Annotated in this window: 13 protein-coding genes; 7 read left to right on the top strand and 6 right to left on the bottom strand. The window is 32.2% G+C overall.

What is annotated here, in order from left to right; genetic code table 4:
* The coding region (locus tag LD125_RS02055) for a hypothetical protein (RefSeq protein WP_250137563.1) at nucleotides 1–916 on the top strand (916 nt) is incomplete at its 5' end.
* A 72-nt stretch (nucleotides 917–988) separates the two neighbouring features.
* Here the strand turns inward: LD125_RS02055 and LD125_RS02060 are convergent.
* The gene (locus LD125_RS02060) at nucleotides 989–1,666 is read right to left on the bottom strand and encodes an MBL fold metallo-hydrolase (protein WP_250137562.1); all 678 of its coding nucleotides are present in this window, start codon (nucleotides 1,664–1,666) and stop codon (nucleotides 989–991) included.
* Nucleotides 1,667–1,849: 183 nt separating this feature from the next.
* Between LD125_RS02060 and LD125_RS02065 the strand changes: the two genes are divergently transcribed.
* The gene (locus LD125_RS02065; protein WP_250136268.1) at nucleotides 1,850–2,056 is read left to right on the top strand and encodes a hypothetical protein; all 207 of its coding nucleotides are present in this window, start codon (nucleotides 1,850–1,852) and stop codon (nucleotides 2,054–2,056) included.
* 296 nt (nucleotides 2,057–2,352) lie between these two features.
* Entirely contained in the window at nucleotides 2,353–4,368 is a 2,016-nt protein-coding gene (locus tag LD125_RS03950) for a M60 family metallopeptidase (protein ID WP_250137561.1), read from the top strand.
* 51 nt (nucleotides 4,369–4,419) lie between these two features.
* Here LD125_RS03950 and LD125_RS02075 read toward each other — a convergent pair whose 3' ends face one another.
* Nucleotides 4,420–5,214, bottom strand: coding sequence for a hypothetical protein (locus LD125_RS02075; protein ID WP_250137560.1), 795 nt, complete (start codon nucleotides 5,212–5,214; stop codon nucleotides 4,420–4,422).
* A gap of 371 nt (nucleotides 5,215–5,585) precedes the next feature.
* Between LD125_RS02075 and LD125_RS02080 the strand changes: the two genes are divergently transcribed.
* Both LD125_RS02080 and LD125_RS02085 read left to right on the top strand, forming a co-directional pair.
* The gene (locus LD125_RS02080) at nucleotides 5,586–6,371 is read left to right on the top strand and encodes a lipoprotein (RefSeq protein ID WP_250137559.1); all 786 of its coding nucleotides are present in this window, start codon (nucleotides 5,586–5,588) and stop codon (nucleotides 6,369–6,371) included.
* A 287-nt stretch (nucleotides 6,372–6,658) separates the two neighbouring features.
* Nucleotides 6,659–8,179, top strand: coding sequence for a hypothetical protein (locus LD125_RS02085; RefSeq protein ID WP_250137177.1), 1,521 nt, complete (start codon nucleotides 6,659–6,661; stop codon nucleotides 8,177–8,179).
* A gap of 49 nt (nucleotides 8,180–8,228) precedes the next feature.
* Here the strand turns inward: LD125_RS02085 and LD125_RS02090 are convergent, their stop codons facing one another.
* The 4 genes from LD125_RS02090 to LD125_RS02105 are packed head-to-tail and all read right to left on the bottom strand — an operon-like array spanning nucleotide 8,229 to nucleotide 12,342.
* A complete protein-coding gene (locus LD125_RS02090; protein WP_250137558.1) occupies nucleotides 8,229–9,647 on the bottom strand; it encodes a hypothetical protein in 1,419 nt (472 codons plus the stop codon).
* Nucleotides 9,635–10,516, bottom strand: a complete 882-nt coding sequence (locus LD125_RS02095) for a carbohydrate ABC transporter permease (protein WP_250137176.1) — start codon at nucleotides 10,514–10,516, stop codon at nucleotides 9,635–9,637. Before LD125_RS02095 ends, LD125_RS02090 begins: the two co-directional genes overlap by 13 nt.
* Nucleotides 10,452–11,330 carry a carbohydrate ABC transporter permease gene (locus tag LD125_RS02100; protein ID WP_250137175.1) on the bottom strand — a complete coding sequence of 293 codons (879 nt, stop codon included), beginning with the start codon at nucleotides 11,328–11,330 and terminating at the stop codon, nucleotides 10,452–10,454. The genes LD125_RS02095 and LD125_RS02100 overlap by 65 nt, the downstream gene beginning before the upstream one ends.
* Nucleotides 11,320–12,342, bottom strand: coding sequence for an ABC transporter ATP-binding protein (locus LD125_RS02105; protein ID WP_250137557.1), 1,023 nt, complete (start codon nucleotides 12,340–12,342; stop codon nucleotides 11,320–11,322). The genes LD125_RS02100 and LD125_RS02105 overlap by 11 nt, the downstream gene beginning before the upstream one ends.
* A gap of 237 nt (nucleotides 12,343–12,579) precedes the next feature.
* On the opposite strand from LD125_RS02105, the gene gltX reads away from it, so the two are divergent.
* Entirely contained in the window at nucleotides 12,580–14,085 is a 1,506-nt protein-coding gene (gene gltX, locus LD125_RS02110) for a glutamate--tRNA ligase (protein ID WP_250137556.1), read from the top strand.
* Nucleotides 14,078–15,289: an HD domain-containing protein gene (locus LD125_RS02115; RefSeq protein ID WP_250136278.1), complete on the top strand. Its 1,212-nt coding sequence runs from the start codon at nucleotides 14,078–14,080 to the stop codon at nucleotides 15,287–15,289. The genes gltX and LD125_RS02115 overlap by 8 nt, the downstream gene beginning before the upstream one ends.
* The last annotated feature ends 29 nt before the right edge of the window (nucleotides 15,290–15,318 follow it).

A 15,318-nucleotide genomic window follows, 5' to 3' on the forward strand; every position in this document is an offset into this window, starting at 1 on the left:
CAATGCAATTAGCCAAGTGGACCTATCTGATTTAACAGATATTGTCAAAGAAGTATCAAGTACAACAACAAAAGACAATGCTTTCCAAACATTCTTAGATGCTAATAAAACGCATTACCCAGATTTAGCAGGTAACCTAGTGTTTGACGAAAACTCATTTATTGAATCGACTCATTCAAGTGCAGGTTCTTATAGGATTAATGCAATCCCAAGTGGTAAATACAAAGGAAGTGTTGAAGTAACTATTGCAATAAAAGTTAAAGTTGAACTATCTTCTGTAATTACAACAACTGAAATTACTGGAAGCATTAATCAAGATCAAGTAATTGAAGCCGTTTTACAGGCAAATCCAAATTCTGGTCTTGTTGCTAGTGATCTTGAAGTTACAGATTTTAAAGCACCAACAATTGGTGAAGTAGGTTCAGCAACAATTAAGGCTGTCGATTCAAGTGGATTTATTGGTTCAGCAAATATCACAATCGTTCTCTTTTCTGAGGATTTACAATTAACAGAGATTATTAATAAAATTAAATCTACTCCACCAGGAACCTTAGCTGCTGTTGAAGTTTGAAAAGAATATTTTGCATATTATTCAGAAGATAAGATTCAATACATAATTGATCTTATGGATAGAAAATATACTGTTTCTCCAACTCAATCAGATGCTGATAAGGAGGCAAGTTTAACAACACAAGTGCAATTTAGCGTGGCAGACTTGCTTCATGAAGTAATGGTACTTAAAGATGGTCTAAACCCTGGGTATGATAATTTTAATATGTGGAATCCTGTTGTTGTTAATTTAGATACAACAAATAATACTTTTACAGTTAAAATCTCATTAAACTTTATCTGATATAAATGAAACAATGTGACAGAAACAAGAACGATTACTATTAATTTTCAACAAGTTGAATAATCATAACCTAATTACGACAATACCTTGATTCTTTTAGATATGTTATTTTTAAAATAAAAAAGAAGGATATCATTATCCTTCTTTTTTGTTAGTTTCTAAAAATTCTTTAAGAATTTGGTTGTTTGCTAATCCTGTTTTTAAGTTAAAGATTTGATGATGACCTGGATAAACATTGAGATTATCATCTAATTGAGTTAATTCAATTAATGATTTCTTAAAAAATTTAGTATCACAATAATCAATATCGTGGAAACCGATTTTATCAGAGAAAATAGTATCACCAACAAAGACGGCATTGTATTCTTTAATCAAGAGATATTGACTACCCGGGGTGTGACCAGGGATATGAACAATATCAATGGTTAAATTAGCTAAGGTAATTGTAGTGTCGCCTTTTAAGGTAATTAAGTTTTTAATTGGACCTTTAATGGTGATATTCAAATTACGTTTTGTTGAAAAATTACGTTTAGGATTAAATAAACAATCCTCATCCCATTGGTTGATATAGATTGTTATTTCTGGAAAGGTAATTAAGAGTTGATCAATACCTAAAATATGATCAAAATGACCATGGGTGATGATTAAACTAGTAATAGTAATTTTATTTTCTGTGGCATATTTAATTGCTTCTAAGACAGCATTAGAAGCGTCAACTAAAATTGCTTCTTGATTTTTAATTACTAAGTATGTTCCTTGATTATTAATTTTAGGATCAATAAATTGTTTAATATTTTGATTAAATTTATTCATTAGTTCTACTACCTTTTCTCTGGTCTAGAAGTTATTATAAACATAATAAAAGAGATTAAAAAGTAAAATAATATCTCTGTTCTCGCTATTGTTTATTTATTGACATTTAAAACATAGTTATTACAAATACTTTAATTTATCCTGTAAAATTTTTGTGTAAAAAAATAGAGGGAGAAATAAATAATGGATCATCAAAGTTTAAGTGGAGGGGCAGTTTTTGGTATAGTTATCGGAGTCATTATTGGATTGTTTCTTTTTATCGTTAATCTTGTTTTTCTAATTCAAGGAATCAAATACTTTATTCTTCGCCAAAGAGAAATTTACAAAAATAATCCTGATCTTCTTCCTGAAGTGCAAAATCAGGAAGAAATAGATGAAAAAGCTTCCTAAAAAGTGGGCGTACTAAGAAAACACGTTTAGGATTCATTGGTAAGATTACAAAAATTCTTGTATTTTTCCTTGTTTTTGATTTAATAATCGCACTTTGTAATCTTGAAAAAAGGAAAAAGAAATCAAATCTGAGGTAAGTTTCTTTTCTAAATTTGAAGATGAACAAACTTACCACTCATAAGGTTTTTTTATTTTTCTAACTGCTAAAATCAAATTAACACCAGTACCTTAATTCTCATCTTAATGATTACAAGTAGTTTGGAATGGGAAAAATAAAAGTGAAGGGAATGAAAAATATGAAAATACTTTTATCAATGTTAGCTTTAACTGGAGGAACATCAACAGCGGTGATACCACCTATTGCTGGATTTGTCCAAAGTTCAAATAACGATGATTCGGTGCGAATTAATGGTTATGAAAATCTTGATCAAATTAATGATCCAATTTACATTGAGAACCAGATTTTATCCCGAGAAAATCGTTCTTTTCAACATTCGTATTTAACACCAACCGGGTATTTCTTAGAAAAAGGAAAAGAATACACGGTTGAAATAAATAAAGATGCTCAAGTTAACGATTTGTTGTACCTAAGCATTGGTCAATATGGTACTTATCAAGGTTTAAATGATGGTAAGAATGTGGATTTTGAAACCAAACAGATTATTGGCAATCAAGTTGTTATCACTCCAAAAAATTCAGGAATGTTGTATTTAAAAGATTATCGTTTTACTAATGAAGTTAAAATTTTAAAAATCAGTAATGATCCGATTAAAGTTCCAACCTTTATTGTTGATCAAACTAATCAAGTTGATTTCTTTAAGGAAATTGTGACAACAAAATCTTTTTTTGTGGAAGTAATTTCTAAACATGTTTTTGGTACTTTCCAAACCCAAATGTTTAAAAGTCAAGTTGTTCCTGCTACAGGAGTAAATATTAATGAAACCATTTCTGCTTGGGATAAAGTTTGAGACTATACTAATGAAGCTTATGGTTTAAAAGAAACCTATTCAGGAGTAGCTAAGAAACATCCGCAATTTATTCAAATTGCTAATCCTGATACTGGGGGAGGTTATGCTTATTCTACTAATTATTATCTTTCTTTTCAAAAACAAACCTATGCGAGTAGAGATCTTTTTACTAGAAAACCTAGTGACCAATGGGGGTTATGACACGAAATTGGTCACACTTACCAAACTCCTCAATATAATTGGTCAGGATTGGGTGAAGTTACAGTTAATATCAGTTCTTTATATGTTCAACAAAAATTGGTTGGTGGAAATAGTAGAGTTGATCAACCAGCCCTTATTACCAAGATGAAGCAATTGTTTGCAACCCCTATTGCTGATAAAGATTACAATAGCCAATCTGACCTATTTGTAAAAGTGGCAATGTTTTGACAATTACAAATGGCATTTGGCGACAATTTCTACCCAACTTTATCACAACTTTATCGCACTAATCATCTTGGTGTTAGTGATAAACAACAAGATTTTGTTCAAATTACTTCAAAACTGGTTAACCGTAACTTGTTGCCTTTCTTTGAAAAGTGAGGTGTACAAGTCAGTGATGAAACCAAAGCAATTGTGAGTGAATTACCACCTTTAAAAACTAATATTTGAGAAAATATCATCAATGGTACCCACCAAGCAGTAGTAGAATGACAATTACCAGAATATCAAATCAGTACCCTTACTGATACCATTACTGCTAAAAAAGTAATTAACTTTGGGACTGTTATCAACAAAAATAATTTTGCTGATAATTTTGATTTAGGCCTTAATAAAGGCATTCAAACTGATGAGGTTTACTTTAATTGAATGGATTATTACATTAAAGATAACAAGTATTATGTTCCTGTTAGTTTTGCGGTGCAAACTGATCAAGATTTAAAGAATAATTATTGATTTTATATGCAAGTTTCTTTTGAAAATAGTATTGCTTTAATTGGTTATGCTTATTATCAACGTGGTTTTGTTGGTTTAAACTTATCAACGCACCAGTTTTACTTTGCAGGTTCTAATATTGGTTTGGATGCTACAGAAAAACCAAACATTTACTATACGATTACTGTTCGTAATCAAAATAACCAAGTAACTAAAGAATTCACTTTGACTGGAGCAGATAATGTTGCTGATAGTATCAGACGTTACAACCTACTTAACATTAGCTATCAAGAAGGTTACACTCTAGAAATTAAAACTAAAGTTATTAACAAGAGTCGATTGTTTAATAAAACCCAAAATACTTGAGTTGGAGTTAATAGTTATGACATCAAGTATAAGATTAATAACGACACTTTAATCCGAATCTAAAAAAAAGATTAACCAAACAAAAACTTAGCATTTTGCTAAGTTTTTGTTTGGTTATAGTTTAATTTCTTCTTCTTGAGACTTAAGTTTTCTTTGTTTGTACTTATATTGGTAGTTATTATAGTAATAATAAATTAAGAACAAAACTAAGAAGAGTACAAGAATAATCGCAAAGTAAATAAAGAAATTACCAATATTTTCTTTGATGTTTAAAAAGAAGTAAGGATAAGAATATTTAACCTCGTTGTTAACTACTTGACCTACAAACGTTCCTTTGATTAAAGCATAAGCTAAGTAAATAAATAAGTAACTAATTGCAATTGGTAAGGTTTTAATCGCACTTGGCTTAATGGCTCATTTAACAAACCCACTAGTTAATAGATAATAACCAATCATTGCTAAGGGAGTGAATAAGTGCAATAAGAAAGTATTGAAAAAACTTAATAGTGCTACTGAATCATGAAAATCAGTGTTATTGATAGTGTTTTTAAACAAACTACTTCAAAAAATTACAAAGGTAATTGTGATATAAATTGTCACACTAAATTTAAATCGTCCCAGGTTAATTGTTGGGATTCTATTCTTTTTAAAATAATTAACCAGAGCAAGAATAAAAAAGATTAATACCATCAGATTGGTTTGAATTGTAAAAGTGGATAAAGAATTTCAAAGGTTGGCGCCAAATCCAGAAGGGTACCAAAGGTTGTGCGGGTTAGTAACTACTGGAGCAGTCACGCTTGTTAAGGCATCAACCACCACTGAAATAATTAAGGCACTACTAATGACGATAATTGCACCAATCATTCAGTTTCTTGCTCAGATGGGTTTTTGTTTTGTAATTATTGTCATTTTAACCTCTATTTAATTCGTTATGTTAATCCTCTTATAACCTACAAGAGTAATCACTTTCGTCGCGAGAATGATTAATAAGATTATAAATAAAAAATCCCACTATTTTATTAAAGAATAAATTTGTAAAACTTTGGTAGATAAAATAATCTTTACTTTTATCCAGAGAATTTTCCAATTTTGTACCAAATCTTGTAAAAACGCTTGTTCTTGGCAATTTAAAAGTCCTTATTTGCAACGACTTCTTATCTTCTTTTTTGGTGATTGTAATCAAATCTTAAAGCAGTATTATCACAGCAAGAAGGAAAAAATGTTGCTTGGGTTGGTAAGGCTCGCAACTTTTCTTACTTCGAAGATGAAAGAGGAAACATATGAGAAAAATTTTAACAATTTTAGCAGCAGTTGGTTTAACCACGACTGCAACAACAAACATTATGGCCTGTACACTATCCCCTTCCCTACCAGTTGTAACTCCAGATCCAGATTCTGAGACCCCTGCTTGGGTTTTACAAAAAATCCAGGATAGTGATGATTTCAAAAACTCATCAACAATTGACTTTACTTTTAAGAGTACAAATAAACGAGGATTAAGTTGAACTAAATTTTTGGCATATATTAAGACGATTAAAGCTAATCTAAATATTGATACAATTCCTGCAACTACCCGAGGAACAATGGTGCACCACTTTGCTCACGATTGGTTTAGTGATCATAGTCTTACTCCCCAACAAGTGATGATTAACAATGGGGTTGTTGATGCAGATAAACCAGATGTTGAAGGTTATTTAAATAGTATGGATGGCTGACTTCACCGTGGTGATGCAAATAGTCAATGGTTTGGCTCAGAAGTAAAGGCTGGTGTTGCTGCTTTAAACATGGCGGGATTATTTGACGCGTTATTGTATGAAAACGGGAAGTTTATCATTGCTGATTTTAAAACTGATAGTGATAAGAACATTCAAGACAAGTTTTTACCATACCAACTATCGTTTTATGCCAAAATTTTAAATACGATTTTAGGAGACGATGTTTTTGTGCAAGGAAGGTTGATTCAAATTAAAGCTGATGGTGGTAAGTATGTTGACTATAACTTTGATTTAACCACTTTAAATTCGCAACTAGATACTTGATTAGATCAATACAATAGCACTCATTAACTAAAGTAAAAGATTAAGAAGCAGTAATATCACTGCTTCTTTTTTTGGTGTTTACAGAATTAACCATTGTTATTTTTTGAACAGAGAATTTTCCATTTTCCTAACCAAGGTTAAGAAAATGACAGTTTTTAGCAGTTTTAAAAGTGCTTATCTACAACAATTACCTAAATTATTTTGAAGTGGTTGTAATCAAGCCCTGGTGAAGTAGTATCAAGTCAAGAGAAAAAAGCAGACCAACCTTGGTTTCTTATTTATCTCGAAAATGAAAGAGAAAGGTAGTAAAGTTTATGTCAAAATTACTTACATTATTAACGCTTGCAAGTCTAAGCAATCCAGCTCCTGTTGTTGCAGAAGCAGGAGCAAATCAGAAAAGTACTTCTGAAAGTGATTTGCAACAGATGATCGCTAGCAAGTTAGCAGCCGATGGAGGAGTTCAAGCAACTCTTAATCCGATTGATTATCCCAATTATCCAGCTCCTAGTCATCCGATTGGTGATCCTGCAAACAAGCCATTTCAATGGTACTCACCAATCAATACTGAGGATGGTGGTCTTAATGCTTGAGCCAATGACCCAGCAACAATTTTGTATGATGAAGACAGTGGGTTGTACTACAGTTGAATGTTATTTAGAAACGGGAGAGATTTTCCTTCTGGATGAATTGAAATGACTAGTCCAGATATGAATAACTGAACCCAGGGAGAAGAACGAATTAAAGAAGGACGAGAATTCTTTCCAAAAAGTTTCCACCCCTCAGCAATGGGTGGATCAGTATGATTGGATCGAGAAGGACAGTACTTTGATAAGGGTGATTTAATCTTTGCGATTTCAATGCAAGATTGTACTTTAATGGGAGGAGCCAGCATGACTGGAGACAGTGGAATTGCCTATTACGTGTCTCATGGTTTTGGTCAACCAATCTATAAAGCAGGAATCATTACCCCACAATACATTAACCCAACTGGAACTGATTGACGTGATTCGTTCTTGTACAACACTGATGATGGTTTATACTTTGCTATTGCTGCTGATACTAGGGTCGAATTCTGAAGAATTAATTCTTTTAACGAAAGAGATATTACCAAGGTTGGTGAAATCTATGTTCGTAGTATTGGAGTTGAAGTACCAAACGTTGTTAGATTCGGAGAAAACGAATGGTATATATCTTGTTCTATTCAAGATGCTCACCTTGGTGGTCCTTACCAAAGTTGTGAATGGTTCTTGTGTCACATGGAAGGAGAAACATTTGTTCCCTATGCTCAAGGTTTCCATGAATATGGAACTGAAGGTTATGCCCAACGAGTAGTTAACCCTTACCAAAGTAGAATTGCTGAGTTTGCAATTTCTCGTAGTATGGCTGCTAATTGAACTTATAATACTGATATTTGATCATGAAAAGGTGGGTGTTATGGTTCTGAAAGAATGATTATTCGTGATGACAAACCTTATCTAGAACCATATGATCTAATCGGTGATTACCAAGATAATGGAACTTATGTTTACAAAGTTAAGGCCAGTGATTTAGCGAATGGTTATACTCTTCACTTTGATAAGGGAGATTTCATTTTCTATTATGGTGATGACCGAATCACTTGAGATAACCAAGTAGTTACCGATTTAAGTAAATGAACTACAATTGGTGGAGCAGCAACTGATGATGATGACATTACGATTGTTATTAATAAGTGTACGTTAACTTTCTATGATGAATGACAAGGATGAAACGCCCACTTTATGTTACCAGAAGCAGTAGTTCATGTACCAAATGATGGGGTAATGAGCATTTTACCAAGTCCAACTACTGTTTAGTTGAATATAAAGCAAAATCATTAGTTAAAAAGCTAATGATTTTTCTATCTTACTTGACTACTTTACTACGATTAAACAAATCACCAAAGTTAGTATATTTCTTGTAGTTACTAAAACAAAAAACATCAGTGAAAGTTAGTTTGTCACTAGTTCAATAAATATTAATTCAAATGTTTGAAAGGGTATTTCTCACAATATAATCAGCAGGATTCATGATTTGAAAAGTAGAATTATTTAACGGATCTTGATCATAAAAAGCTTTATATAAGTCAGTAGCAAAAGGATATTTTGTTCCTGGTTTTAAATGAGTCGAATCATTAAAATAAGTATTGCCATCAATTGTGGCAGGTAGATAGTTAGCATTAGAAGCTAAGGTTGATAATGTTAAAGGATTTCCTAATAATCAATCCATAAATAGTTTGACAGTTGCTTCTTTTTCCTGATAGTTTTTTCCAACAGACTTGAATCCACCAATCCCAATTCCTTGACTATAATAAAGGTTATCTCCTCCGTTCAGACTGGCGTTTTTAACAATTGCTAAATCAGTTTTATAGTCATAAGTGGTATTTTTTTGAAAGGCAAATAGTCCTGCACTACTACTAGCAGTGTAAACCATCTTTCCTTTTAAAAATTCATTGGAGGTGTAAGTTTTTACTCCTCCTTTAATCATTGAAGTTGTAAATAATCCACTCTTTTTTCATGATTCAAAATAAGTCGCAATTTGGGGGTTAATATTGTAGCGAAGGTCATAGTTTTGGTATTTGTCTGTGGTGCGATATGAAAAGGTAAAGTTAGGATTATCAGTAGTACCAACTGCTTTACTGTTGTTGTTTTGACTCAAGTAAAGCTGGTTGGGCAAATCATCAAAACCAATTAATGGATCCTTTTTATCAATTTCGAGTTCTTGACCTTTTTTGATAATTTCATCTAAATCTTGATAACTTAGAGAATTGAGTTTTTTAGTATCTCAATCAAACCCTAATTCCTTTAAACGTTTAACGTTAATAACTCCACAATCAAAACTTTTATATAAGGGCAATCCTAATAACTTTTGTTCGCTACCAAATTCATATTCGGCTAATAAGTTTGGATTATAATAATGAGCATAATCACTAAAACTTCGCATATTCTTTCTTTGACTAGAAGCATTATAAATTGGTAGATTGGATGGTTTGGTTAGATATAAATCAGGAAGTTGATAATTACTAATTGTTTTAGTTAAAATGTCTTTGTTATCCCAAAAGATTCTAATTTTAGGCAATTTTTTATCAGTTAAGGTTTGGTTAAACTCGTCTTGTAAACCACTTCAAGCTTGAAATGGCCGACCACTTTGAGCCATCACATCAGCACTTAAAACTACTTGAACTTGGTCATCGCGTTTTGGATGAAAGGGAGTTAAAGCTAAAGTTGCTACCACGCCCCCAATTAAAGGAAGAGAAATTAATAAACTTAAAGTTATTTTTTTCATTCTTTTAAGATTCCTTTCATCAGTTGACGATTTAACCCAATAAAGAGCACAAAAATTGGTGCCATTGATAAAGTGGTGGTAGCCATTTTTAAATTAACTGTACTTACCACTTTATCAATATGAGCAACCTTACCATAACTATTAACTAAAGTGATTGGATCAATGGTATTAATCTTGTATAAGAGCACAGGAATTGTTGCTCACTTTGAATTTGGTTGGAGAATTAAAACAGGTCAAAGCGTACTATTTCAACTGGTGATAAAACATAAAATAAAACTGGTAATGATTGAAGGTAAAATTGCTGGCAGGGCGATGGTTCAAAAAAACTCGTTACTATTCATCCCATCAGCTAAAGCGGCTTTTTTGGTATTTACTCCGATACGATAAAAAGTACTGCGAAACTGATAAATCGTAAAGACATTTCCGACAAAGGGTCAAATTAAAGCAAAGGGAGTGTTTTGTCATCCTAAATTACTATTAAAGATGAAGCGACCTAATAATAAACTTTCAAAAGGAATTGCCATTAAGGCTGTGAAGATTCACATGACGATTTTACCTACTCACGTTTGGTAATAATATAAGGCAAACCCGCCCATTGCAGAAAAAAACATTTGCACCAAGGCTAAACAAAGTGTGGTTCACAAACTGTTTAAAAAGTAGCGTCAAATCGGGTTTCCATCACTTTTAGCAATTGCAAACAAAACCTTATAAGCGTCTGTAGTTCAGTGATGGGGTCAAAGCTTATTACCACTTGCTAGTTCATTAAAACTTTTAAAACTAGTAATGATCATGAAGAAAAAAGGACTAATTACCAGAAGAGCTCCCAGTGTTAGTAAGCCTATTGTGCTGATTTTTTTTATTTTTTTCATAGTTAGTCTTTTTCTTTCTAGTTCAGATTAAACGGTTAATAATAGTCAAGATTAGGATAAAAAACATCAGGGTTACTGATGATGCCCCAGCCTTACCATAGTTTTGAAATTCATTAATTTGTGAATAAATGTAATAAACAATTGTGTGTCCACCTTTTGCTACGGATTGATCATAAGAAAAGAACAAACCAAAGGGGAGAAATTTAAAACCATTAATAATCCCGGTGGTTAACGAATAGAGAATAACGGGAAATACTTCAACGAGATCGATTTTAAAAAATTGTTGTCAGTTAGGAATTCCATCCGCACTTGCAGCCCGATAAAGGTTTTTATCAACAGCAAGAAAGGCGCTGGTAAACATGATAATCCGAAATGGTAGCGCGCCAAAAGTACCAAAAACAATAAGAATTACTTTAATCGTAGCGTCATTTTGGTTTTGGGGAGCAAACAAAACTTGAAAGATCATTCCAATTGCTAAGGTTGAGGTTAGAAAGGGGAGAAAAAAAGCTGATTGTAAAATTCTTGGATGAGCTAGTTTAGAAATTCCCTTAGCGATTAATAAACTGATAAATAAAGTTAAAGGAATCGCACAAACTGTATAAATTGTCGTATTGATTAAAGCGTTGGTAAAGTTGACATCAACAAAGATCTGTTTAAATTGGTAAAAAGAGAACTGATACAATCCTGAATTTGGACGACCGTTAGTAGCATTGTGAAAGACGACATAAATAGGAAAAGCTGCAAAAACCAAAATAAAAGCCAATGCTGGAAATAACCAGTTTAGTTGATAGATTCACCCATATTTAGGCTTCATGGATTAATTCTCCCTTCAAATCAAAATAAAGTACTTTATTAGAACTTAAGAAAAATTCTTCGTTTGGTAATGTTCGGGTGTTGATGTTAAACCCGTTTGATAGTTTTAATTTAAAGTGACTACCTAGGTTTTCGATGTGTTTGATTTTTACTTGACCAAATTGATATTCCCCATCATCATTGAGTTTCAAGTTTTCTGGTTTTACTCCTACATAACCTGTTGAAGTTTCAAGAATGTTAGTTTCACCTATGAACTTAGCAACTCAGGTATTAATTGGGCGATTATAAATTTCGTATGGTTTACCAAATTGAACAACTTCTCCATCCTTCATCACATAAATATAATCACTAATAGAAAGTGCTTCTTCTTGATCGTGAGTAACTAGAAGGGTAGGGATTTTTAGTTTTTTAATTAAATCATGGACCCAATCTCGAGTTGAAACCCTTAGGTTGGCATCAAGAGCACTAAACGGTTCGTCTAATAATAAAATTGAAGGAGTTTTAACAATCGCTCGGGCTAAAGCTACCCGTTGTTTTTGTCCTCCTGAAAGAGTGGCAACATTTTGCTTGACGTGTTTTTCTAAACCTACCAGTTTAGCATATTTTGTTGCTTGTGTTTTTTTATCTTTCTGGTTGCGAATCGGAGTCATGATGTTTTGCAAAACAGTTTTGTTGTTATATAACGCATAATCTTGAAAGACAACTCCAATTCTGCGTTTTTGGGTGGGAAGATTATTTCACACCTGGTTGTTATAGTTTAAACTACCACTTTTAACGTCTAAAAATCCAGCAATGACATTTAGAGTAGTGGTTTTCCCTGAACCTGATGGTCCCAGAATCGAGACGATTTCCCCACTTCTGACCTCTAAATTAACATCTTTTAAAATTTGACAATTAACCTTTTCTAAGGCTAAACAATAAGAAAATTGCGAATCAAAATCGTTCACAATCTGAATTGCAAGCTCAGATTTTTTATCCTTAGCATGGTTTCTTTTTCACTGTTTCTTTTTCATGTTTTTGATTTTACTGTAAATAAAAGTTGAAATGGTTTAACTGTCGATTTTACAGTCCGAGATTATTAGACAGAGAATAAAGGGAATAATTTTTCAGGTAAATATATTAGAAAAGAACAAGTTTTTAATTGGAAACTGCTTTGGAAAAAATGGAAAAACTTTTTTAAAGTTTTTTGTTCTTAACTGTTTCTTAAACGAGTTTTGTTAAAATGAAAGCATACAAGGAGAATTGAGTTCATGGAAAATTATAGATTACGTTATGCCCCTAGTCCGACAGGATATCTACACATTGGAAATACAAGAACAGCATTAATGGATTATTTGTTTGCGAAGCATTATCAGGGAGAGTTTATTTTAAGAATTGAGGATACTGATTTAGAGCGTAATGTTGATGATGCGATTAGTTCTCAATTTAGTAATTTAATGTGGTTAGGGATTGTTCCTGATGAGGCGATTGTCGAAGCAAATTCGCCAATTAGTCAAACTAAATACGACCAATTAGTAGCTAAGTATGGTGAATACCAACAATCAAAAAAATTTAGTCACTATGAACAGTTAGCTCATGACTTAGTTAATGATAATAAGGCTTATTATTGTTTTTGTACACCCCAAGAGTTAGAACTTGATCGTGAAGTCCAAATTGCTCAAGGTAATCCTGCTCCAATTTATAATCAGAAGTGTAGAGTTTTATCTTCAGAACAAGTGCAAGCAAACCTGGATGCGAAGAAACCTTATTCAATTCGTTTTAAAGTTCTTCAAAAAAAGGAATATGCTATTGATGATTTAGTGCGGGGACGAGTTAGCTTTGATTCACAAAACATTGGTGACTTTGTGATTTTAAAAACAAATAAAATTGCCACTTATAATTTTGCTGTAGTGGTTGATGATCATGATATGAAGATTAGTCATGTTGTTCGGGGTGAAGAACATATCTCCAATACTCCGCGTCAGTTAATGATTTATGAAGCTTTTGGTTGAGATGTGCCTGTGTTTGCCCATCTAACTTTAATCGTTGATGAAAACCATAAAAAACTTTCAAAGCGTTCAGGTAATGCTCTATTCTTTATCGAGCAATATAGAACTCAAGGTTATTTGCCTCAAGCGTTATTTAACTATATCGCTTTATTGGGATGATCACCAAAAGGTGAACAAGAAATTCTTTCTAAAGCAGAGTTGATTGCTCAATTTGACCCCCAACGTTTTAGTAAGTCACCAAGTACATTTGATTTAAAAAAGTTACAATGAATGAATTCGGTTTATATGAAAAAGATTAGTGAAGTTGAGTATCTAACTTTTATTAAACCTTTTATTGATAAAAATAAGTTTCCTTGAGAAGAGAAAGATGTTGACCTGGTTTGACTGGATGCAGTTTTATTGTTATTTAAAAACGAAATTGAATATGGAGAACAAATTAATAATCATCTTGGTTTATTTTTCAATCAAACCAAGTTTAGGAGAGAAGATTTAGCAGAAATTAAAACTTTTGGTGACTTTAGTCAATTAATTGACATTTTAGAAGACCAGTTAAACAGTCTAGATACTTGAAAAGTAGAGTCAATTCAAGAATTGATTAAGAAGGTTGGAATTGAAGCAGAGAAAAAAGGAAAAGCTTTGTTTATGCCCATCAGATTATTTACTACAAAAAGTCTCCACGGACCAAGTCTTGCCCAAAGTCTGTACTTGTTAGGAAAAGCACAAGTGATGGAAAACATTCGCATAGTAAAGGAACAAAATCATGACTAAGAAGAAAAGTTTAATTATTCGCGATGCAGTTCATGGTGATATTTATTTTGACCATCCTGTGTTTGCCGAATTAATTGATAGTGCAGAATTTCAACGTCTCCGTAGGGTTGCTCAACTTGGTGGTGCTCAATTTGCTTATCCTACTGCCACGCACACGCGTTTTACCCATTCGATTGGTGTTTATTGAGTGATTAAAATGTTTTTAAAAAATCCTCAAATCAGCAGTGCTTTAACTGTTCACGACCAAGAGTTGGTTTTAATTGCAGGGTTATTACACGATCTTGGTCACGGTCCGTTTTCTCATAGTTTTGAAAACATTACTAACCTTCACCATGAAGAATACTCTCAAAAAATTATTGTTAATCCTCAAGGTAACATCGCTTTGATTTTAAATAAGTATGGTTATAATCCTCAAGATGTAGCTGATATTATTCAAGGAGTTTATCCTAACCAAATTGTTAATTTACTAGTTAGTAGTCAACTCGATGCTGATAGGTTAGATTATTTGAAACGTGATGCTTATTTTGCGGGAGTCAACTATTCTTCACTTGATGTGAGTTGGTTAATTAATAATGCGATGGTAGTTGATCAAAAAATTGCTTTTAATTCTAAAGCAATTTATGCGGTTGAATCATATCTTTTAGGACGCTATCACATGTTTAAACAGGTTTATAACCATAAAATTTCACTTGCTTTTGATGCTTTGATTCAAGTTTGATTTAAGCGAATCAAGGATTTATATCAATTAAATTATCAGTTTGTTCATCCTCGCATCCTTTACTTTTTTGAAAGTTTGTTAAAAGGTGAAGAACTGAGTTTAGAACGTTATTTGCAGTTAGATGATTTTACAATGGATGAAATTTTTAAGTTAACTGCTAGTGAGAGTGATTTGATTCTTGCAGATTTATCAACCAAAATTCTTAACCGTCAGTTCTTTAAAATTTATAAAGAAAACGAAATTGATAAGCAAACAATTCAATCAAGGTTGAGAAAACAAAATTTAGATCCTACCTATTACACTTTTCAATCAGAACCTAAAAAACTTTATGTTTATCAAAACGAACATGTTGGAGGTAAGGATGAAGAAATCTATTTTTACCAAAATGACAAGCAATTAATTACTCTTAGTGAGCTATCAGAATTGAATAGTTCTTTTGAAAAAATCAACAAAGAAAAAGTGCAACAATATATTTTTATTTTTTAAATATTAGTGTAATATAAAGAAATGATTTT

The sequence above is a fragment of the Mesoplasma sp. JKS002658 genome (genome assembly GCF_023566355.1).
Taxonomy (GTDB): Bacteria; Bacillota_I; Bacilli_A; order Mycoplasmatales; family Mycoplasmataceae; genus Edwardiiplasma; species Edwardiiplasma whartonense.